The following is a 21,271-nucleotide window of genomic DNA, read 5'->3' as shown; positions in this document are numbered from 1 at the left end:
AAATTTGGGTATTAACGGTTGCCTTGAAGCTTTTCTTCACCAGGAAAAAGTTGCTCGTGATTGTGGGAATGATCGTACTCATAACCTGCGCAGTAGCTTTTTTGCGTCCTTCACCGGTTGACTTTAGCTCCCAGGTAAAACCAATCCTTAACAAGAAATGTATCACATGTCATGGTGGTGTCAGGGCAAAGGCCGGCTTTAGTGTATTATTCCGTGAGGAAGCGCTTGCAGCGACCGAGTCAGGTAAACCAGCGATAATTCCGGGAGATCCCGGGTCAAGCGAGATGATCCGCCGCATTACTTCCAACGATGAAGAGGAGAGAATGCCGTATAAACACGAGCCATTATCCCATGAAGAAATAAAAACACTGAAACGCTGGATAAGGGAAGGAGCGAAGTGGGGCGATCATTGGGCTTACCTGCCGGTAAAACAGACTGCTGTTCCCGGGATAGAAGATCCCTGGGTAAAGAATGACATCGATAAGTACATCCTGCAAAAACTCAACGGGGAAAAAATAACACCTTCTTCCGAAGCTCCAAAAGCTACCTTGTTACGCCGCGTTAGCCTTGACCTTATCGGTATCTATCCTTCAGATAGTATATGCAGGAATTACCTGCAAAACAATAGCGGACAATCGTATGAAATATTAGTCGACTCATTACTTGCCAGCCCGCAATTCGGCGAGCGTTGGACTTCTATGTGGCTGGATCTTGCACGGTATGCCGATACAAAAGGATATGAATCTGATGGAGGCCGGTCGATTTGGCAATACCGTGACTGGGTAATCAAAGCATTTAATGAAGACATGCCATATGACCGGTTCCTTACAGCGCAGATTGCCGGGGATCTGTTACCGGGTGCATCGGGTGAGGATTTTATTGCAACAGCATTTCACCGCAATACCATGACCAATGACGAAGGAGGTACCGACAATGAAGAATTCCGCGTGGCAGCAGTGACAGACAGGGTCAATACCACCTGGGAAGCGATCATGGGTACAACCTTTTCATGTGTGCAATGTCACAGTCATCCTTATGACCCATTCAAACATGATGAATACTATAAATTCCTGGCCTATTTCAATAATACCCGTGATGAAGACATTGATGAGGAGTTCCCGGTAATGCGTCAGTTCACGGACACAATGCAGCGCCAACTCAATGACCTGTCTGATTGGGTCAGCCGGCACTCATCGAAAGAAAGATCACAGCAAATTGAATGGCTCATCCGGACACATCAGCCTGCCATCAATTCCACAACTGCGGACAGCCTGGTCAATGCCGTTATCATTTTGAACAATCACGGGTTGTTGTTACGGAACCATTCAATAGCCCGGATCCGAAATATGGACCTCAGCGGAAACGATCAGTTCATCTGGCAGTTTTATTCACAGCGGAAGGGAGGGAAGCTGACATTCCGTAAAGATTCCATCCACGGACCTGTAATCGCTGTTTACACAATTAAACCATCGGCAAACTGGCAATATGGATATACCGGGTTTTCAACGCAACAGGGAGTCCATGACATTTATCTCAGTTATGAAAATTCCCTGATGCCAAAGGGGAAATATGAAGACGGAATGTCTTTCGGTTGGATAGCGGCAAGCGTGAAATTGCCGGGGAAAGGAACAAAAGAATACAGTAAATATCATGACGTCTACCGTCAACTGCTTGAGGCCCCGGTTCCCGGAACACCCATCATGCTGGAAAACCCAGCGAACCTGGCGCGAAAAACGCAGGTCTTTGAAAGGGGAAATTTCCGGACGCCCGGGAAAGAAGTGACCCCGGCAGTTCCCGCCGCCCTGCAATACGCCATGCCGGAGAATGCCCCGGCAAACCGGGCAGGACTTGCACAATGGATTACCAGCGATAAGAACCCGCTGGTAGCCCGGACTATCGTAAATCGATTGTGGGAACAACTGTTTGGTACGGGCATTGTGGAAACACTTGAAGACATGGGCACGCAGGGCATAGCTCCAACGCACCAGCAGCTGCTCGACTACCTGAGTTATAGACTGGTGCATGAATACCGTTGGAGTCTTAAATCCCTGCTTAAAGAAATGGTTATGAGCGCAACCTACCGGCAGGATTCACGCCTTACTGATGAGATAAAGGAAAAGGATTTCTTCAACAGGTTTTATGCAAGAGGCGCAAGGGTCCGGTTAACAGCTGAACAGGTGCGTGACCAGGCGCTGCAGGCTAGCGGGAAACTGAGCGTAAAGATGTTTGGAAAACCCGTGATGCCCTGGCAGCCTGACGGCATCTGGCTGTCACCGTATAACGATGCACGTTGGGAGAAAAGTACGGGCGAAGATCAATACCGCAGGGCTATATACACATACTGGAAGCGTAGTTCGCCGTATCCGTCTATGATAAGTTTCGACGGCGCACAGCGGAATGTCTGCAGTGCCAGGAGAATCAGGACCAACACACCCTTACAGGCTTTGGTAACCCTTAATGACTCTGCATATCTTGATCTTTCACGGCAATTTGCTTTCCGGATGAAAAAGGTGGCGGGACAGGATCCTGCTAAACAGATTGCAACTGGTTATACATTATTGCTGTATAGAAACATGCCGGCTGCCAAACTGGAACTGTTCCTTGAACTGTATGACAAGGCCCTGAAAGATTTCAGGAATGACAAGGATAGAACCTGTGAAATGACAGGATTGCTGGATGAGAATAATAATCCGCAAACGGCAGCGCTAGTGGTTGTGGCCAATGCTATGTTGAACCTGGATGAAGTTATTATGAAGAACTGAGTAAATAGTTTTTATGACCAGGCAGGAACTCATTGATCAGCGAATGGCGGGGGAGGCCCGGGAGGCGCAACTCAGGTTGCACACCAGGCGGCATTTTATCAGGGAAAGTGCCATGGGACTTGGCGCACTTGCAATTGGTTATATGATTGGTGGTTGTGGCAACAATTCCTTGCCTGCAACCACAGCTGTTGCTTTTGATCCGGCTCATCCATTGTTACCCAAATCACCACCATTTGCAGGGAAAGCAAGAAGTGTTATTTACCTCCACATGGCGGGAGCGCCGTCGCAGCTTGAATTATTTGACTACAAACCCGAATTGATGAAGATGGATGGCCAGGATTGCCCGCCGTCACTCATGGAAGGAAAACAATTCGCATTCATCAGGGGTGTCCCAAAAATGCTTGGGCCGCAGGCCAAATTCAGCCGGCACGGACAATCAGGCTCGTGGGTAAGCGAAAACCTTCCGCATTTTTCAACGGTTGTGGATGAAGTTTCTTTCCTGAAGGCTGTTACAACAGATCAGTTCAATCATGCGCCCGCACAGTTACTGATGCACACAGGCAGTCCGCGGCTCGGCAGGCCAAGCATTGGCAGCTGGGTGACATATGGACTTGGTACCGACAACCAGAACCTGCCTGGCTTCGTTGTGTTAACCAGTGGCGGAAGTTTTCCCGATGCAGGTAAAAGTGTTTGGGGAAGTGGCTTCCTGCCTTCTGTATACCAGGGCGTTCAATGTCGCAGCGAAGGAGATCCGGTCCTGTTTATAAACGATCCGGATGGCATGAGCAGGAATGTGCGCAGAGCCTCGGTCGATGCGATCAATGCGGCTAACATGCAGGAGTATAAAGAGTATAATGATCCGGAGATCCTGTCGCGCATTTCTCAATACGAAATGGCTTTCCGGATGCAGATCACTGCACCGGAAGTCATGAACATAAACGACGAGCCTTCTTATATCCATGAAATGTATGGCACAAAACCAGGCGAAGCATGTTTTGCGAACAACGTGTTACTTGCCCGTAAGCTGGTAGAAAAAGGTGTTCGTTTTGTGCAGCTTTTTGACTGGGGCTGGGATGCTCATGGCGATAATGCTTCTAACTCATTGAACATAGGCATGATCAATAAATACCGCAGTATAGACAAGCCCGTAACGGCTTTGCTGCTCGACCTGAAGCAACGTGGACTCCTCGAAGAAACGCTGGTGGTATGGGGAGGTGAATTCGGCCGCACACCAATGATGGAAAACCGCAATGGAGCCCAGAACCCATTCAAAGGCCGCGATCATCATACCGATGCATTCACCATCTGGATGGCAGGTGGTGGAATAAAAAAAGGAATTACTTATGGTGAAACCGATGAAATTGGTTATTATGCCATTAAAGGAAAAGTGGAAGCCTATGATATACAGGCAACCATCCTGAATCAACTTGGTTTTAATCACGAAACATTTACATATCCGTTCCAGGGACGACCTTTCCGGCTCACTGATGTTGCCGGGAAAGTGATCAATGAAATAATTGCATGAGTATAAACAGGAGAACTTTTATCGGATCCGCATCTTCCGCTTCGCTGGGCCTTATGCTTTCGTCGCTGGATAGTTTTGCTACGCCAATTTTAAACGCTCACATGAATAAAACGTATGAACTTATAGTCCTGGCAACCAACTGGGGCTTTGAAGGAACTACCGACCAGTTTTGCGCAGCTGCAAAAAAAGAAGGTTATGACGGAATTGAAATCTGGTGGCCGGGTGATGACCAGAAGGCGCAACAGGAATTGTTTGCTGCACTTGAAAAGCACAACCTGCAGGTAGGATTTCTTTGCGCCGGATGGCAAACCGATCCCCGTGAACACTTTAATACCTTTCGTTCTGCAGTTGATGCCGCTTCTGAAAACCGCTTCAGGAAACCGCTGTATGTCAATTGCCATTCGGGGAAGGACTTCTTTTCTTTTGACCAGAACCGCATGTTTATAGAGCATACCATTGCACAGTCGAAGAAAACCGGGATCCCGATCTGCCACGAAACTCACAGGGGAAGAATGATGTTTGCTGCAAACATCTGCCGCCAGTTCATAGAGAAACTTCCCGAACTGAAACTTACGTTCGATGTGTCGCATTGGTGCAATGTCCACGAAAGCCTGCTTGCGGACCAACAGGAAACTGTGTCCATGGCGCTTGACAAAGTAGAACATATCCATGCACGGATCGGCCATGCCGAAGGGCCCCAGGTAAATGACCCGCGCGCACCTGAATGGAATGAAGCTGTGTCACAGCATTTCGGGTGGTGGGACAAGGTCGTCGACCGCAAAAAGAAAACCGGCGAACGAATGACCTTCCTTACCGAGTTTGGTCCGGCCGACTATATGCCTACTTTGCCATACACGCGCCAGGCTTTGTCAGACCAATGGGCAATCAACGTGCACATGATGCAATTGTTGCGAAAAAGATACCAGTAAAAGATACAGCAAGCCCTATGACAATACTGTCAATTACGGAATTTGTTGGTCACCTGCATCCCATGCTGGTACATTTTCCCATTGGCATTTTATTGATGGCTTCCATTTTCAGGCTCGTTGCAACGATTGGAAAATCTCCTTCATTACAACCTGCAGTCCCTGTGATGATCTTTTGGGGAATGCTTGCTGCTATTGTTTCCTGTATAAGCGGACTGTTACTTTCCCAGGGGGCAGATTATGACCAGGCTCTGATCACCAGGCATAGATGGCTGGGAATTGGCACTGCCGTAATAAGTATAGCTTTATACATTACATATAAGCGAAGACTGAATCCAAAACTTACTGCCTGGATAAGTGCGCTGCTGGTAGTCCTCGTCGCTACAACCGGCCACCTGGGAGGCTCACTAACTCATGGTGAGGATTATTTATCGGCATCTTTCGGTAACGTAGTGGACACAGGCCCCGCACTACCGCCAATTCCGCAAGTGCAGGAAGCCCATGTTTATAACGATATTGTACAACCGCTCCTGGAAGCACGCTGTTACAACTGTCATGGTACAAACAAACAAAAAGGCAAACTGCGGCTCGACCAGCCCGGACTTATCCTCAAAGGTGGTGAAGATGGGAAGATAATATCGGACAGCAACCCCGACGAAAGCGAAATGATCAAAAGGTTGATGCTGCCCATTGATGCAAAAAAGCACATGCCGCCAAAAGAACGTGCCCAGCTGACGCCGGAAGAGCTCGCTTTTCTTCATTGGTGGGTAACTAACGGAGCTCCATTCGACAGTAAGGTGAACCAGTTGGCCATGACTTCCGGAATACAACCTGTATTGGCCGCCCTTCAATCAGGAACAACAGCCGGGCCGGTGATCAACGATGATCTGCCTGCGGTACCGGTAGAACCTGCACCTTCAGAGATCGTAAACAGGTTGAAAAAAGCCGGGGTAATGATAGTGCCGGTGGCCCAAAACAGTAATTACCTTTCAGCGAATTTTGTAACGGCGTCTTCCACAACAGACAGTATAATCAGCTTGCTCGAATCATTGAAAGGTCAGCTTGTCTGGCTTAAACTGGATGGAGCCCGGCTGAGCGACAGCGCCTTCCGTCTCATTGGCAGGGACACTTTACTCAGGCGTTTGCAGTTAAGTAATACAACCCTGACGGATCAAAGTATCATTCACCTCCGTTCGCTTAAAAATCTCAGGTCGTTGAATATTGTAAATACGCGGGTAACATATTCAGGAATTCAGGTACTCAGGGAACTGAAGCATCTCAGGCATCTTTATCTCTATCAAACAGAAATAAGCAATGCCGACTGGCCGGCATTGCTGCGTGCATTTCCCGATGTTGCACTTGATTCTGGAAATTATTCATTGCCCATGCTGCCTGGTGATACAACAGTGATCAGGCTTCCCTAGCAGAGCGATACATTTTTACCAGTTTAAGGTTGAACCGTCCTTCGATAATCACGTTCTCCAGGTGTTTGCCTGTGCCTGAATCAAATCGCCCTGCAGGTCCGATCACAAAGGAACCACTCACTTCGTCACCTTCCTTGCCGATTGATTTAATATTCAGCAACCCGCCACTCGTTTCCTTTGATTCATTATTCGACCTGAAGCCGGAAACGTAGTAAGTGTTGTCGGGAAGGAAGTAAGCAAAATTTATTCGTGCCGGAACATTCCCGGTGTCACTCCACCGGAAATAGCCTTCGCCGCCAGGCCAGTTGATGTTAAACATGGACGATCCTGAATTGCTGCTTATGCCGAATTGGTGTGGTGCAGAATTGGCTGCAAGGCCATCAAGGCTGATCCAGCTGCCACCGTTTATGCGGATCTCGAGGTATTCATCTGGCGCTTTTCCTCCCAAAGGAATCTCAGCTCTGGCCGGCTCCGCATTGTCTGATTTGCTGCATCCTGTTGCCAGCAGCAGAAATACTGCCAGCACCAGTCTGCCCGCAAGGGTTAGAAAAAACTTTTTCATAATAAGGTTTAATAGTTCTGATAATTGCAGGGCAAAGTTCGCACGCGGAAAGTCCCGCGGCAATAACGCATTGCGTGAACTGAAGGATTTTCAGTCTGAATTGAAGAAAGCAGCTAAAACAGGAAGAATCGGCGTTACAGGAAGAACACCTGGCCAAAAACGGCTATTGCAGTAACATCTCCGGTTATTTTGTGTTTCACCTCGCGGTAAACCACATGATCTTTTATGCTGATCGATTTTTCCGCAGCCAGCTTTGCCAGTCCGCCGGCAATAAATTCCCTTGTCGAACCTTTTGGACCGGTATCAGCCTTTGCAATAAAATGTTCGCGCACTTCTTTGCGGATATTCGCTTCCGTTGGTTTGGTAAAATATGCTACACAGGCAACCAGCCCAAGGAATATGAAGAGTTTGAACAAGGTATTCATCTGCGGATTTTGCGGGTAAATTACATGGTTATACGCAATTAATCCAATTCAGTTAGTAAAATGTTCAATTCAGTCACTTCGCAGGTGTTGATGTGATTATGCGCAAGTAATATTGCGGCCATAACTCACTATTCAAACCTTCATTTATGAAAAAAATTTCAATGCTCCTGCTGTCGTTAACTGTTCTTGTCATTTCATCCTGCAGCAAAGACGACGATGCTCCAGGAGGCGGATCAAACGGCGGATCTAACGCAAAGCTTCTAAAGAAAATGATCAAAACGGAAGATGGCGTACAAACTACCTACCAGTTTTCTTACGACTCTAAAAAGCGGGCTACCTCAGTTATCAGTACGAACGGTAAAGAATCTACGAAATTCACCTACGATGGGGACAATCTTGTTAAAGTGGAAGAAATGGACGAAGAGTTCGTGAACGTTTACACCTATGCCTATGCGAATGGTAAACCGGTTTCCGGCACTTTCAAAAGCTGGCAGCACCATGCCGGAGAGCCTGATGAACTGATCGAAGATGACGTGCTGACTTATACGGTTCAGAATGGCGTGGTAACAAGAATTCACCTTAATATGACCCAATCGGAGCTGGAAGCAGATTTCGACCTGACCTACACCAACGGTAACCTTACCAGGGTGGCCACAGCAGGTGATAATTTCTACACTGCAACCTTTACTTTCGGAAATAAGAAGCCTGTTTTCCCGGTGATTTCTCCCTTCATCCTGGATCATGCGGGCTTTTCACTGCAGTTCGCGGCAAAGAACGAACTGTTGTCGGCTCATTATGATTTTACGGGAACGGAAATGGACCGCACCATTACCAACCAGTACACGTACGATGACAAAGGCTATGTGCTCACTTCAAATGATGGCTCTGCACAGCTGAAGTTCCAATACGAATAATGGGTATTAATCGATACAGGGAAACATTCAACCGATCATAAATTTAAAAAACCGGGCTGGCCCGGTTTTTTTTATATCCTGGAAAATGACATGCAATGGGAAACAATTCAGTCATCCTTTTCCTTGTATTTTTCCTCGTAACTTTTAGTGGTTGCTCTGTAATCGGTGACATTTTCGAAGCTGGCGTCTGGGTAGGAGTACTCGCAGTTATCGGCATCATTGCCCTGATAATCTGGCTCGTTGGCCGCGGGTCGAAATAGACTTAGCGCATCAGTATTACAACACCTCTCTTATTTATGATCCCACAGGCAGAGTTGCCCTGCACTTGGTATACATAAGTTCCGGCCGGCTGTGCTTTCCCCCGGAAGGAACCATCCCAGCACTTTGTCTGCGTTTGCGTTAAGAAGACTACCTGTCCAAGGTTGTTCCAGACTGTAAGCCTGTATTGGTTCAGCTTCCCCCAATGAATGGTACCAAAACAATCATTTTTCGAATCCCCGTTCGGACTGAAAGCATTCGCCAGCTGAAATGCGAGCATTTTATCAGAAAGGTCCAGTGCCACCCGGATTGAATCCATGGTCGTACAGCCGTTTGCCCCAGTCCCTTCCAGGTAGTATGTAGTGGCTTCCTGTGGTGCGACCACTATTTCGCCGCCATTGTTTTCAGTTATCGAGGAATGGGGTAGCCACCGGTATTTCGTAGCGCCACTGCCGGAAATCTTTGATTCGGTTACCTGGCAGCTTACATCATTTGATTTGGATATGGTTATTTGCGGTACTGGTAATACCGTTATAGGGATAACGATATTTTTGAACTGATTGCAAACTGAATCTACCAGGTTAACCTCGACTGCCGTGACCCCTTCCGGATTGAGTTGGACCATGCTGTTCGTTCCAATCTTCGTTTGATCAATAAACCATTCATAACTGTCCGCTCCCTGGGCTTTCAGCTCAATACTTTCCCCTTTGCATACGATAATATTTTCCGGCGTTACACGAAAATCGGCCGGCGGCTTTACGGCCACTTTTACCGTATCGGTAACGGCACAACCAGATGGGTTAGCCGCACTAATAACATATTCCGTTGTAACGGTTGGCGAAACAACCGGGTCTGGTGACAGGGGGTCCGATAATCCAGCTCCGGCGATCCATTGCAGGGTATTACCAACTTCTGCTTTTGCATTCAACCGGAAACTGCTTCCATAACAGATACTGGTATCACTGCCCGCACTTACACCAGGAGCGGGAGATACGGTCACGCGAGCAGAGTCCCGTACGATCGTGAAAGTGGAAAAGGAAATGTCATCCACCCCAAAGCTGTTTCCTGCCTGGCTGGTAACTTCATTTACAATTGAAATTTCCACATTGGAAAGATCTCCTGAATTCCAATACAGTGAAATATTCTCCGGGCTGCAGGGCACCCGGGTTAACTGGATACTTCTTCCTAATGGCAGGCCATTAAAATAAACCTGTAGACGGGCGGGACTTAACAGTTGCAGTGATTGTGCGTTGAATCGGAATACATATCCGATATTTTGTTGAACCGGAATTTTTTGGGACCAGACCTTTTGGCCAGGAACGGTATGGCCTTTAACCATCAGCATCAGGTCATTTACACCGTTGCCGATACAGCCTTCCATTCCTGTTCCCCAGATATGCGGCTCCGTGCCTGCGCTGGCGCTGCCCGGACTGTTTCCGGTTGATGTTAAGTGGTAGTCGGAAATAAATCCTGTATTCCCGTCAGTGAAATCACCGTTTACAATAAGGTTGTTTCCGGCTTCGTACCTGTTAAAAAAATAGGTAGTGGTTACAGCCGGGTCCACCAAAGGTGACTGGATGAACCTGTTGTAGATATTGGGCGAAGCTGACCAGCAATAAGCCCATGACTTCGGCGCACTCAGGATAACTGATTGCCCGGTGCAGATGGAAGTATCGAAAATTCGGGTTGGATTTGGTGCAATTAAGAGTTGCGGAGTAATCTGTTTTGTGAGGGTTCCGGTACAACCATTCTTATCTGTAACAGTCAGGGTTACCTCATATGTATTACCGTATGATTTAAAATCAAACACCGGCGTTGCCTGGTTAATAATGGTTCCCAGGCTGCCAAAGTCCCAGGTTATTGCTGCCAGGTCCCCTGACTCTATATGGAACCGGTACTGCGAGGGGAGACAAAGATCCGGCTCGAAAGAAAAATCAATTTTCCGAGTGCAATTTGCCCGGTGTGAGCTGCTATCGCCGGCAAAGACATCCGGCAGGGCCAGTATGCAGCAGATCAAAACCGGGAACGAATATTTCAAGGAATTCATTTCTGGCCAGATTCAACACTCAAACCTGAGAAGAGAATTAACAAAGTGATTGGAAAAGTCAATATTTGCATAGGTAAGGTTTGCCACCAAGATAATGTACTTTTCTTTACGTTGAAACCTGCAGACGAAGGTCAGAGTTGCACAGCCCTTTTTTCCCTGCTGCTCTGCATAGCCAGTTCTATAATCTGGATCGTGTCCCTGGCCTGTTCCGCCTTAACGATCAGTTCGGCAGTCCCCCAAATGGCATCACGTACATTGATAAAGTAATCTGTATAATTACCTGCCTCGCTTTCTACAATTCCTGAAAACTGGAGTCCCTTGTGTTCTGTCTTTATCTTTCCCCACATTTCCTCGGGTTCCTTTCCCCAATCCGGTGAACCCTTTGGCATCTGGCCCGCTTTGAGGGCATTTTCCTGCACATCCATCCCATATTTGGTGAAAGTGCCGAGGTCGCCGCAGAGCAGGAAATGCGGCCCGGGATCCCTGACCAGCATACCGGCCTTTAGAATGACCTTAAGTCCGGGATAGTAGAGTATAACGTCAAAATTGTCGATTGCTTTGGCACCTTCCCGCTGGATGCGGATATCAGCCCGGACTTCATCCGGCTTACCGAATAATACCAGCACCTGGTCGATCAGGTGGGAGCCAAGGTCATACAGAATGCCTGAACCCGGAAGGTTTTCCTCGCGCCAGGCATTTGCTTTCAGCATTGGACGATAACGGTCATAATGTACTTCATATTCAACCAGCCTGCCAAGAAGACCACTGCTGATCACTTTCTGGATCGTGCGGAAATCGCTGTCAAATCTTCGGTTGTGGTGAATGGTAAGAACCAGGTTTTTCTTGCGGGCCAGGTCGATCAGAACATCTGCCTCGCCGGTATTAATCGTGAATGGCTTTTCAACTATAACGTGTTTGCCGGCCATCAGGCATTCCTTGGTCAGCGGGAAATGCGCAGTGTTCGGTGTACCTACTATAACCAGGTCAATTGCCGGATCATCAATGATCTCATGGGCATCGCGCACTACCTCAGCTTCAGGGTAATGGCTATGCGCATATGCGGCCGACTCCCTGTTGGCAGTACTGATCTTCGCAAGATGCATTCCTTCGGTATTTTCAATGAACGGCGCATGAAAGACCTTTCCGGCGATTCCAAATCCGATCATGCCGACATTTATAGTTTTAACATCCATGGTTTAACTTGCTGGTATATGAATTGAAACGATTCAGGCATGGAAAATAATGTTTTTCTGTTACTCGGCATATCACTCGGACTGGGATTGCTGGTTGGTATGCAGCGGGAATATTCCAATTCACGCATTGCGGGGATAAGGACCTTTCCATTGATCACGTTAACCGGCACCATCTGCGGGTTACTCGCGGATGAGCTGGGGATACTTGCCATTGCTGCAGGCCTTGCAGGTATCGTTGCTATGATGATCATGGCCAATCTTCAGAAAACAGGGCAGGAGAAGGAGATGAGTGGTATGACCACTGAAGTGGCTGCCATTCTCATGTATTCAGTGGGTGCTTATATGGTTTTCGGACCATTACCGGTTGCGCTGGTAGTAACAGGTGTAGTCGCAGTATTATTGCATGCAAAGCCGGAGCTGCATGGACTTGTAAGTAAACTCGGTGCCAAAGACCAGCGGGCCATCATGCAGTTTGTTCTTATCTCACTGGTAATTCTGCCGGTATTACCGGACAAGTCATACGACCGCTTCGACGTCCTGAATCCGCGGGATATCTGGCTGATGGTGGTATTGATTGTAGGCATCAGCCTGACCGGTTATTTCATTTATAAAATCTATGGTGAAAAAGCAGGTGCATTGCTGGGAGGGATACTGGGGGGATTAATATCCAGCACTGCAACCACAGTTTCCTTTGCGCGCCGCGCCAGGGGAGCAGAGCAAACCGTAAGGCTTGCTGCCTTTGTTATCCTAACGGCCTCAGCTGTTTCCGTGATCAGGGTGCTTATCGAAATTGGGATTGTCGCACCGCAGTCATTCCGTGTAATGGTGTTTCCAATCGGGGCCGAACTTCTGGTGATGATAATCCTGACAGTTTTATTATTTATCCGGAATGCAAAGGAAAAAAGCGAACTGCCTGAGCAGCAGAACCCGGCTGAACTCAAAAGCGCACTTGTTTTTGGGATCCTGTATGCCGCTATCAGCTTTGCATCAGCCTGGGTGAAAGCACAATTCGGGCAGGGGGCACTGTTTGTTGTGGCAATCGTGTCCGGACTTACGGATATGGATGCGATCACCCTGTCAACCGCAAAAATGGCCGAAAACAAAAGCATTGATACCACCCTTGGCTGGAAACTGATCCTCATTGCTGCCTTGTCCAACATGGTGTTCAAAGGGGCTATGGCAACAGTCCTCGGGGGCTGGAAACTGGGGCGCCAGGTATGCCTTCTATTCGGAATAGCGCTTGCCGCAGGAATCGCCATCCTGCTTGTCTGGCAATAATGTCCGCTCATTCTGGCAAAATCTTTTAATTTAGCCCCTCGCATTAAATGCCAGATACAGTATGCATTCTTTTGAAGAGTTGTCCAGAGATTTTGCAGCGCATTTTCAACAAGCCCATTTTCCTGATCAACCCCAATCTTTATACGCACCCGCAGATTATTTCCTTTCACTCGGCGGAAAGCGCGTCAGGCCGGTTTGTGCCCTGATGGGCAATGAGCTGTTTGATACCATCAATCCCGATACATGGCAGGTTGCCACGGCAATTGAGCTGTTCCATAATTTCACGCTTATCCATGACGACATCATGGATAAGGCGCCCCTCCGCCGTGGAATGGAAACGGTGCACATAAAATACGGTGAGCCGACCGCCCTGCTTGCGGGTGATGTAATGCTTGTGGTAGCGTACGATTACCTCAATAAAGTGAAGTCGGAGCATTTTCACCGGATCATCAGGCTGTTTAACAACACAGCGAAGCAGGTATGTGAAGGGCAACAGATCGACATGGACTTTGAAAAGTCGGAACATGTTGGTATGGACGCTTATTTGAATATGATTGAGCTGAAGACCTCGGTATTACTTGCGGCGAGTTTGAAAATGGGCGCCATTCTAGGTGGTGCCGGTGAAGGCAACCAGCAGCATATTTACCAGTTTGGCCGTAACCTGGGCATTGCCTTCCAGGTGCAGGATGATTACCTGGATTGTTTTGGCGATCCGGAAAAGTTCGGCAAACAGGTAGGGGGCGATATCCTCGCTAACAAAAAGACCTTCCTGCTTATCAAAGCCCTGGAAAGCTGCAATGAGAGTCACACGCAGGAACTGAAGGAGTTAATGCGATCGGCTGACCCTGGGAAAGTCGAAAAGGTGCTGTCCATTTACCGGCAATGTGGAGTGGATGACTGGGCCAGACAGTTAAAGGAAAAATACATCAATGACGCCCTATACCACCTCGATGAAATCGCCGTAGTGAGTAAACGAAAGGAGCCACTGCGCCTGCTCGCAGAGTTTCTTGTAAAGCGGGAGTACTAGGTTCCCGAAAACTTGGTAGTGGAAATTAATTATTTATCTTGGCGCACTAAACGAACTGCATGTCGAATTCGCTTTTCCGTAAAAAATCGATTGAAAAAATAATCAGTGATCATCAACAGGGACTGGCAGACGGCCATATCGGGGGGATGAAAAAAGTGCTCAATGTGCGCGATCTGACCCTGATGGGAGTAGCAGCAGTAATTGGCGCAGGTATTTTTTCCACGATCGGTTCGGCAGCGTTCAATGGTGGACCGGGTGTTATCTTTCTCTTTATTATCACAGCCATAACCTGTGGGTTTACCGCACTTTGTTATGCTGAATTTGCAAGCCGGGTTCCGGTCAGCGGTAGTGCATATACTTATTCTTATGTGACCTTTGGCGAACTGATCGCCTGGATACTGGGGTGGGCACTGATCCTCGAGTACAGCATTGGTAATATTGTAGTGGCCATCAGCTGGAGCGCCTATTTCAATAATATCCTTGAAAATGTGTTTCATATCTCGCTGCCTGCTCACCTTACCACAGGCTATGAGACCGCAAAACATGCATATGAAGCCGCACTGGCAGCCGGTCAACCAACCGGTGATCTTATTTATACAAATGCGCCGAAACTGCTTGGTTTTCCCCTGATCGTGAACCTGCCCGCATTCCTGATCGTTTGCATTATCACCATGCTTGCGTATATCGGTATCAGGGAGAGTAAGAACACCGCCAATTTCATGGTAGGATTAAAGATCGTTGTGTTACTTTTTATTGCAGCAGTGGGAATCTGGATAATTTTTACAGATGACCTTACTGGTAACTGGACTCCTTTTTTGCCTAATGGAATGGCAGGTGTACTCAAAGGAGTTTCCGCAGTTTTCTTTGCCTATATAGGGTTTGATGCCATTTCGACAACAGCGGAGGAGTGCGCCAATCCACAACGCGACATGCCACGCGGCATGATCAACAGCCTGATCCTTTGCACTGTCATCTATGTGATTACCACGCTGGTTATTACAGGTATGGTGAACTATAAAGATTTTGAGGGCGTAACAGACCCGCTTGCCTTTGTTTTTGACAAGATCAACATGCAGAAGGTGGGAACCTTTATTTCCATCAGTGCCGTTATTGCAGCCACCAGTGTGATGCTGGTTTTCCAGATCGGTCAGCCAAGGATCTGGATGAGCATGAGCCGTGATGGACTGCTTCCAAAATCATTTTCTAAAATTCACCATCGTTTTCAGACGCCTTCATTTGCGACTATTGTTACCGGTTTTGTGGTAGGAATTCCCGTGTTGTTTGCCGACGATAAGCTGATGACAGACCTTACTTCGATCGGTACGCTCTTCGCCTTTGTGCTGGTTTGTGGTGGCGTATTGGTGCTGCCGCGGGTTGCCAGTACACCAGGTAAATTCAATCTTCCATACATCAACGGAAAGTTTATTATCCCTGTGCTGGTAATTCTCTTCACCATTCTTTCCTGGAATCGGTTAACCGAAGCTGTTGGAAACATCGGTACAGAGGGATACCAGGAGATTCTCTTCCTGGTGTTCATGTTTGTCGCCTGGCTGATAGCAATTGTTTCCTTCATCCGTAATTATTCACTCATCCCGGTGCTGGGTATGCTTTGCTGTATGTACCTGATGATCGAAATCCCGGCAAAAAGCTGGCTGGTATTCTTTGTATGGATGGCACTCGGACTCATGATTTATTTCTTCTACGGGTATCGCAACAGCAGGCTTGCCCGGGCATAAAGGGAAGTAAGTGAAAGCATGCTATCTTTGCCTGCATGAAATTCGAAGTAGGAGACAAGGTAGTCATCAGGATTACCAATGAAGACGCCGAAGTGATTGATATCATCAACGACAAGATGGTAATGGTTGATGTGAGGGGTGTGAAATTCCCCGCTTACACTGATCAGCTTGATTTCCCGTATTTCAAAAGGTTCAGCCAGCAAAAACTTGTTCCTGAAAAAAAGGAGCGGCCAAAAACCTTTATTGACCAGGTTCCCAGGGAAAAGATCAGCCAGTTACCTAAACGGCCGCCTAATGGAACCTGGATCACTTTCATTCCCAAATTTGAGAATGATGAATTTGGTGATGAAGTGGTGACCCTGCTTAAAGTGCACCTGCATAACCAGAATGATGAAGGATACCAGTTCACCTACCAGGTAAAGTATTTTGGCAACCCTGACTTCGAATTAAAGAACCAGGTGCTCGCCTACCAGGATTTTTACCTGCACGATATTCCGTTTGGGGATCTGAACGATAGTCCTTCTTTTCATTTTGAATTTTCCCTGGTTACAGCAAACAAAAAGAAGGCACCTTACTTTGAAGCGGCGCTGAAGCTTAAACCGAAACAGATCTTTAAGAAGATCCAGGAGATCCAGGAAAAAGGAGAGCCCACATTTTCATACCAGTTGTTCAAGGACTATCCTGATAAAGTGGAAGAAGAGATTGTGGAGCTGGGCAAACTTGCCGCAGCCGGCTTTAAATTGTATGAGGCTTCGAAAGCAAGGCAGCATTTGCCGCCGGCCCGTACAGTGGTTGACCTGCACATTGAAAAGTTGACGGACGACTGGAAGAACATGAGCAACCACGAGATCCTGACCCTGCAGGTAGAAGAATTTGAAAAGTTCTACGAACTTTCTCTGGCTCATTATCAACCAATGCTCACTATTATTCATGGTGTCGGCAGTGGACGACTTCGTGATGAGATCCATGATATCCTGCGTCACCGGAAGAATGTGAAATATTTCATCAACCAGTACCATCCCAGCTATGGCTATGGTGCTACAGAGATCCATTTCCAGTACTGATATTTTCCTACTTTTGCAGATCTTCTCTCCGGGCTATCGCGGACTGCGCTGCAGGTCGAGGAAAGTCCGGACAGCATAGGGCAATACACCGGCTAACGGCCGGGAAGCGGGTAACCGCTTACAGACAGTGCCACAGAAAATGACTACCTCCAACGAGGAAAAGGTGAAAATGTAGGGTAAGAGCCTACGGTACCCGGCAGTAATGCCAGGTACGGGTAAACCTTGTATGCTGAAATGCCATGTATACCGGTGGTAGAGGGTTGCCCGCCCGATGACAGCCCGACTGTCAACACCGGAGGGTAGGCAGATAGATCGTGCCAGTAATGGTACGGCCAGATAAATGATAGCCCTCACTTTCGGGTGAGACAGAATCCGGCTTACAGGAGAGAAGATTTTTTTACCTCATTCCAGGTGAAAAGGCAGTCGATCATATTCCTTTCCATTGATGATCACTGATACCTGGTGCTGGCCGGAGTAATACCTGCGTGTGGTAATTGGTCTGAAACTTTGCTTCCTGTTAATTGTAGTTTCTTCCCCCGGAGCATAGCTGCGTTCGCTGATCTTAAAGACTTTTTTAGAGATCCTTCCTTTCTGCCGGAGAAAATAAACAGCATATTCCAACCTGATAACTTTTGCTTTCCTGCCGGTGTTGCGGAATGAAACAGAGAACCGCAGGTCACCGCCATTGCTTACATTATTTTCAGCAAGTGAAAATTCCCGGAGTTCCACCGAAGAGCCATTTAAGCCAAACAGTTGAAGTGTCTCCCTGTTTCCCTGCTTCAGCAATGTCCGCGTACCATGACGGACGATTGCATCTGTTGTTTTATTGCTCCCTTTCCATTTCCTGGCCAGGTCAATTACAATCTGCGGATGGTCGCGCGAAATATCATTGAGGTTATTGGCTACACTCCGGCGCACATATTCAGAAGGGTCGTTTTTCAGGTTTTCGAGAATAGGAAGCAAGGGCGTCGGATCTTTCTTCAGGAACGGTAACGCGATAGCCCAGGGGAGCCGTGGTCTTATTCCTTCCGAAGCAAGCCTGCGCACATGATGGTCCTGGTTAGTTGACCATTGGGTCATGATCTCTATCATCCTCGCGCCATAATTTAACAGGAAGGGCCTTACTGCGAATTCGCAACTCGTGAACGATGTTATTTTTTCAAATGCCCCGACCGATTCGTCGAAATGCTTTAATCCATAGGTCTCTATGTAATGAGGGAAAAACATGAATTCCAGTGCTGCAGTGAAGTCGTTGGCCTTTAATTCATCTATCGTATAACGGATGACATTGAGCGCGTCAGGGTATTGCGGTGGCAGAAACTGGTGTAAGACACCTGCGATATGTTTCATGCGCTGCTTCAGTTCCATCTGGTGCCAGTCGTTATGAAAGACATTCTTCTTGAAGCGGGCAGGCTTAAACTGCGGGTTTGTTTTTTCCATAATGGAAGCAAACCGGTCTACGAATGCAGGCGAATAGAGGTCTTTTAAAAGTGATGACATAATTAAAATAAGATTAATGAATTCACTGGCGTGAAGGTATGCTGGGGCTGTGACAGCCCTATGTCAGCAGTAATCTGCATATTCCGGCACTATATGTGTTCCAACAATAGTAATGGGAAAGCAACATACGCGGCCGTAGCATTGGGTTACTGCGGCGAATAGCCGTTAACTGGCTCGGGTTTATCGTGTAATGTGGCAACAAACGTGGAATATATTCCTCGTTGCCTCCCCATCCTGAGCAGAATGGATTATTGACGTGAACTAAAGGATTAAGATTTATGGCGCTACCTGAAGTTAACCCTGGAACCACCTTGAACCGCGACTTTTCCGAGGTCTACCAGTTCATGGATGATTTGCCGGTTGCGATTTATTCCTGTGATAAAAACGGTTATATCACCCGGTATAACGAGGCTGCCGTCAACCTCTGGGGACGCACACCCGAACTCGGAAAAGACCTGTGGTGCGGTTCATGGAAAATTTTTGATACTGATGGTGTCAGCCCGGTGTCATTGGATACCTGTCCCATGGCTATAGCGTTAAAGACCGGGGTAATTTTAAAGGAGAGGGAAATAATCATCGAGAGACCGGATGGTTCAAGAAGAAATGTTATTCCTTTCCCCCGGCCTATTTTTGACGAGAAGGGAAATATCACGGGCGCATTCAATATGCTCCACGATATCTCGGAACATAAGCAGACAGAAAGCCAGAACGCCACCCTGATTGCAATCGTTGAATCTTCCGACGACGCCATTATCAGTAAGAATTTTGACAGCATAGTAACGAGCTGGAATAAGGCTGCAGAGAAGATCTTCGGTTATACAGCAGAGGAAATAATCGGCCGCTCCATTACCATCCTGATTCCACCAGACCGGGCATACGAAGAAGCGGAAATCATCAGTGCCCTGAAAAAAGGGAACCACGTTGATCACTTTGAAACGAAACGCAGGCGGAAAGACGGAAAGATCATCGATATCTCGCTGACCATCTCACCGGTGAAAGACAGCTCGGGAAATGTAATCGGGATTTCAAAGATTGCGCGTGACATTACGGAACAGAAACAATTACACGATGAATTGAAAGTAAGCGAATTGAAGTTCCGCAATCTCTCCGAAGAACTCGACCTGCGCGTTACCATGCGCACCAAACAGTTGCATGAATCCAACTCGCAACTGGAAAGTTCAAACCGCGACCTGGAACAGTTCGCATTTACTGCCAGCCATGACCTCCAGGAGCCGTTGAGAAAGATCCAGACATTTACAAATATTCTTTCAGAAAGGGTGTATGACAAGGTTGATCAGAAATCAAAGGAATGCATTGAAAAAATCAATGCCGCTGCGCTTCGTATGTCAGCATTGATCGGCGACCTGCTTAATTTTTCGCGGATTACACGGAATGAAAAAGAAAAAGAGATTGTCAACCTGAACGATGTGGTCAGAAATGTAACAGGGGACCTGGAACTGATGATCGAAAGGAAGAATGCAACTATTCATATAGACAAACTGCCAGTGGTAAGGGCTTATGCATTGCAGATGAATCAGCTGTTCTACAATCTTTTGGGAAATGCGCTAAAATTCTCCCGTGCCGAAATACCACCGCAGATCACGATAACCTCGGAAGACCTGTTGAAAGAGGAGTTAAATAATTATGGACTCAACCCGGAACGCCGGTATTTCCGGATAGAGATCTCAGATAACGGCATCGGCTTCGACCCGGCTTTTGAAAAAAGCATTTTTGACCTGTTTCAACGGCTGCATATGAAGCACGAATATGAAGGAACAGGAATCGGACTTGCGCTTTGCAACAAGATCGTGAAAAATCATAACGGTCTCATTTACGCGAAGTCAGAAGAAAATAAAGGGGCAACATTTTATGTGATTCTGCCCCTTTAAATCCATTGATCATTTTCACTTATGCGCCTTCAGAGCAATGCCCAGGTGAATATCGTCCCGGATCAGGTCATCCGGTTTGCCGGGATAAACGATCCCCCATTGTTTGCGATCCACATTGAACTTGGCAAGTGCGTCTACTGATTCACCATTGATGGTGATGCGGGCGGGAAATTCAACATTCTTGGTTACTCCTTTAATTGTCAGGTTGCCGCTGATGGTGTGAGTGGGATCAGACACTTTGTACTCACTGATCTCATCCTGCCTTGGATCAGTCGTATCTTTCACCTGGCCTGTAAATGCCTGTACGCCGGTAATCTGGAAAACGGCTTCCGGGTATTTGTCCACCTCGAAAAAATCGCCGGAACGCAGGTGATTCAGAAGTTTGTCGTTGTCCTTCTGCTTGGAACCCTGGGGCCCTGAAACTACTATTCCCTGCATATTAAGCACAATTGTTCCTCCGCTGAGAGCTGTGCCATTCACCTGCAGGTCGCCGCTTTTAACAGGTATGGTTCCTGTATGGTAGCCGGACACTTTAGTGGCAACCCATTCTACTTTGCTACCCGTTGTGTCCACATTCAGGTTAAGGGCGGTTGTTGGTTGTTCAGTTACTTCTTTGGCCTCCGAGGTTTTGGCCTTATCACTTTCCGGGGCGTTTGTACAGGAAAATAAAAAACTGGTTATCAACGCGGGAAGTGCTAACATTCGGATGTTTTTCATGTTGACTATTTAATGGTATAAAAA

17 protein-coding genes and 1 other RNA gene are annotated in these 21,271 nt (G+C 47.4%); 12 read left to right on the top strand and 6 right to left on the bottom strand.

Translation table 11 applies throughout. From position 1 onward, the window contains the following. The first annotated feature begins 23 nt into the window (after nt 1-23). The 4 genes from OI18_RS08410 to OI18_RS08395 all read left to right on the top strand — a co-directional run bounded on the left by OI18_RS08410 (nt 24) and on the right by OI18_RS08395 (nt 6,637). Nucleotides 24-2,762 carry a DUF1553 domain-containing protein gene (locus tag OI18_RS08410; protein ID WP_240312738.1) on the top strand — a complete coding sequence of 913 codons (2,739 nt, stop codon included), beginning with the start codon at nt 24-26 and terminating at the stop codon, nt 2,760-2,762. 13 nt (nt 2,763-2,775) lie between these two features. After that, nucleotides 2,776-4,287 (top strand): DUF1501 domain-containing protein, encoded by a 1,512-nt coding sequence (locus OI18_RS08405; protein ID WP_039138948.1) that lies wholly within the window; start codon nt 2,776-2,778, stop codon nt 4,285-4,287. A gap of 101 nt (nt 4,288-4,388) precedes the next feature. After that, nucleotides 4,389-5,216, top strand: a complete 828-nt coding sequence (locus tag OI18_RS08400) for a sugar phosphate isomerase/epimerase family protein (protein ID WP_240312737.1) — start codon at nt 4,389-4,391, stop codon at nt 5,214-5,216. 17 nt (nt 5,217-5,233) lie between these two features. Next, nucleotides 5,234-6,637 (top strand): c-type cytochrome domain-containing protein, encoded by a 1,404-nt coding sequence (locus OI18_RS08395; RefSeq protein WP_039139256.1) that lies wholly within the window; start codon nt 5,234-5,236, stop codon nt 6,635-6,637. Here OI18_RS08395 and OI18_RS08390 read toward each other — a convergent pair. Further along, complete coding sequence (locus tag OI18_RS08390) at nt 6,624-7,199, bottom strand: hypothetical protein (protein ID WP_039138945.1); 576 nt, start codon at nt 7,197-7,199, stop codon at nt 6,624-6,626. The genes OI18_RS08395 and OI18_RS08390 overlap by 14 nt on opposite strands. 134 nt (nt 7,200-7,333) lie before the next feature. Beyond that, a complete protein-coding gene (locus OI18_RS08385; protein ID WP_039138944.1) occupies nt 7,334-7,624 on the bottom strand; it encodes a hypothetical protein in 291 nt (96 codons plus the stop codon). 146 nt (nt 7,625-7,770) lie between these two features. Here OI18_RS08385 and OI18_RS08380 point away from each other — a divergent pair, with 146 nt between their 5' ends. Together OI18_RS08380 and OI18_RS08375 are read left to right on the top strand one after the other, a co-directional pair. After that, the gene (locus OI18_RS08380; RefSeq protein ID WP_039138942.1) at nt 7,771-8,538 is read left to right on the top strand and encodes a hypothetical protein; all 768 of its coding nucleotides are present in this window, start codon (nt 7,771-7,773) and stop codon (nt 8,536-8,538) included. 95 nt (nt 8,539-8,633) lie between these two features. Beyond that, complete coding sequence (locus OI18_RS08375; protein WP_039138939.1) at nt 8,634-8,798, top strand: hypothetical protein; 165 nt, start codon at nt 8,634-8,636, stop codon at nt 8,796-8,798. 2 nt (nt 8,799-8,800) lie between these two features. Here OI18_RS08375 and OI18_RS08370 read toward each other — a convergent pair whose 3' ends face one another. Together OI18_RS08370 and OI18_RS08365 are read right to left on the bottom strand one after the other, a co-directional pair. Then, a complete protein-coding gene (locus OI18_RS08370) occupies nt 8,801-10,843 on the bottom strand; it encodes a T9SS type B sorting domain-containing protein (RefSeq protein WP_039138937.1) in 2,043 nt (680 codons plus the stop codon). A 131-nt stretch (nt 10,844-10,974) separates the two neighbouring features. After that, nucleotides 10,975-12,036 carry an oxidoreductase gene (locus OI18_RS08365; protein ID WP_039138935.1) on the bottom strand — a complete coding sequence of 354 codons (1,062 nt, stop codon included), beginning with the start codon at nt 12,034-12,036 and terminating at the stop codon, nt 10,975-10,977. 39 nt (nt 12,037-12,075) lie between these two features. On the opposite strand from OI18_RS08365, the gene OI18_RS08360 reads away from it, so the two are divergent. From OI18_RS08360 to rnpB, 5 genes are all read left to right on the top strand, one after another. Beyond that, entirely contained in the window at nt 12,076-13,314 is a 1,239-nt protein-coding gene (locus tag OI18_RS08360; RefSeq protein WP_039138932.1) for an MgtC/SapB family protein, read from the top strand. A 61-nt stretch (nt 13,315-13,375) separates the two neighbouring features. Then, nucleotides 13,376-14,341 (top strand): polyprenyl synthetase family protein, encoded by a 966-nt coding sequence (locus OI18_RS08355; RefSeq protein WP_039138930.1) that lies wholly within the window; start codon nt 13,376-13,378, stop codon nt 14,339-14,341. A 59-nt stretch (nt 14,342-14,400) separates the two neighbouring features. After that, nucleotides 14,401-16,077 carry an amino acid permease gene (locus tag OI18_RS08350; RefSeq protein ID WP_039138929.1) on the top strand — a complete coding sequence of 559 codons (1,677 nt, stop codon included), beginning with the start codon at nt 14,401-14,403 and terminating at the stop codon, nt 16,075-16,077. A gap of 35 nt (nt 16,078-16,112) precedes the next feature. Continuing rightward, nucleotides 16,113-17,141: a Smr/MutS family protein gene (locus OI18_RS08345; protein WP_039138927.1), complete on the top strand. Its 1,029-nt coding sequence runs from the start codon at nt 16,113-16,115 to the stop codon at nt 17,139-17,141. Nucleotides 17,142-17,161: 20 nt separating this feature from the next. Then, an RNA gene (gene rnpB, locus OI18_RS23725) (RNase P RNA component class A) lies at nt 17,162-17,537 on the top strand. A 6-nt stretch (nt 17,538-17,543) separates the two neighbouring features. On the opposite strand, the gene OI18_RS08340 is transcribed toward rnpB, so the two are convergent. Further along, nucleotides 17,544-18,641 carry a DNA alkylation repair protein gene (locus OI18_RS08340; protein ID WP_039138925.1) on the bottom strand — a complete coding sequence of 366 codons (1,098 nt, stop codon included), beginning with the start codon at nt 18,639-18,641 and terminating at the stop codon, nt 17,544-17,546. 278 nt (nt 18,642-18,919) lie between these two features. On the opposite strand from OI18_RS08340, the gene OI18_RS08335 reads away from it, so the two are divergent. Beyond that, nucleotides 18,920-20,530, top strand: a complete 1,611-nt coding sequence (locus OI18_RS08335) for a PAS domain-containing sensor histidine kinase (RefSeq protein WP_052273000.1) — start codon at nt 18,920-18,922, stop codon at nt 20,528-20,530. Nucleotides 20,531-20,545: 15 nt separating this feature from the next. On the opposite strand, the gene OI18_RS08330 is transcribed toward OI18_RS08335, so the two are convergent. Then, complete coding sequence (locus OI18_RS08330; RefSeq protein WP_052272999.1) at nt 20,546-21,247, bottom strand: YceI family protein; 702 nt, start codon at nt 21,245-21,247, stop codon at nt 20,546-20,548. Nucleotides 21,248-21,271 lie beyond the last annotated feature (24 nt).

Source organism: Flavihumibacter solisilvae (assembly GCF_000814475.1).
GTDB classification, from domain to species: Bacteria; Bacteroidota; Bacteroidia; order Chitinophagales; family Chitinophagaceae; genus Flavihumibacter; species Flavihumibacter solisilvae.
Note: the sequence above shows the minus strand (reverse complement) of the source record. Positions and strands in the feature narration are given on the sequence as shown.

Coding starts and splice junctions, on each gene's coding strand:
- OI18_RS08350 (WP_039138929.1), top strand. CDS start 14,401: ATGTCGAATTCGCTTTTCCGTAAAAAATCGATTGAAAAAATAATCAGT.
- OI18_RS08370 (WP_039138937.1), bottom strand. CDS start 10,843: ATGAATTCCTTGAAATATTCGTTCCCGGTTTTGATCTGCTGCATACTG.
- OI18_RS08360 (WP_039138932.1), top strand. CDS start 12,076: ATGGAAAATAATGTTTTTCTGTTACTCGGCATATCACTCGGACTGGGA.
- OI18_RS08335 (WP_052273000.1), top strand. CDS start 18,920: ATGGCGCTACCTGAAGTTAACCCTGGAACCACCTTGAACCGCGACTTT.
- OI18_RS08385 (WP_039138944.1), bottom strand. CDS start 7,624: ATGAATACCTTGTTCAAACTCTTCATATTCCTTGGGCTGGTTGCCTGT.
- OI18_RS08330 (WP_052272999.1), bottom strand. CDS start 21,247: ATGAAAAACATCCGAATGTTAGCACTTCCCGCGTTGATAACCAGTTTT.
- OI18_RS08375 (WP_039138939.1), top strand. CDS start 8,634: ATGGGAAACAATTCAGTCATCCTTTTCCTTGTATTTTTCCTCGTAACT.
- OI18_RS08395 (WP_039139256.1), top strand. CDS start 5,234: ATGACAATACTGTCAATTACGGAATTTGTTGGTCACCTGCATCCCATG.
- OI18_RS08345 (WP_039138927.1), top strand. CDS start 16,113: ATGAAATTCGAAGTAGGAGACAAGGTAGTCATCAGGATTACCAATGAA.
- OI18_RS08365 (WP_039138935.1), bottom strand. CDS start 12,036: ATGGATGTTAAAACTATAAATGTCGGCATGATCGGATTTGGAATCGCC.
- OI18_RS08405 (WP_039138948.1), top strand. CDS start 2,776: ATGACCAGGCAGGAACTCATTGATCAGCGAATGGCGGGGGAGGCCCGG.
- OI18_RS08340 (WP_039138925.1), bottom strand. CDS start 18,641: ATGTCATCACTTTTAAAAGACCTCTATTCGCCTGCATTCGTAGACCGG.
- OI18_RS08380 (WP_039138942.1), top strand. CDS start 7,771: ATGAAAAAAATTTCAATGCTCCTGCTGTCGTTAACTGTTCTTGTCATT.
- OI18_RS08355 (WP_039138930.1), top strand. CDS start 13,376: ATGCATTCTTTTGAAGAGTTGTCCAGAGATTTTGCAGCGCATTTTCAA.
- OI18_RS08400 (WP_240312737.1), top strand. CDS start 4,389: ATGAATAAAACGTATGAACTTATAGTCCTGGCAACCAACTGGGGCTTT.
- OI18_RS08390 (WP_039138945.1), bottom strand. CDS start 7,199: ATGAAAAAGTTTTTTCTAACCCTTGCGGGCAGACTGGTGCTGGCAGTA.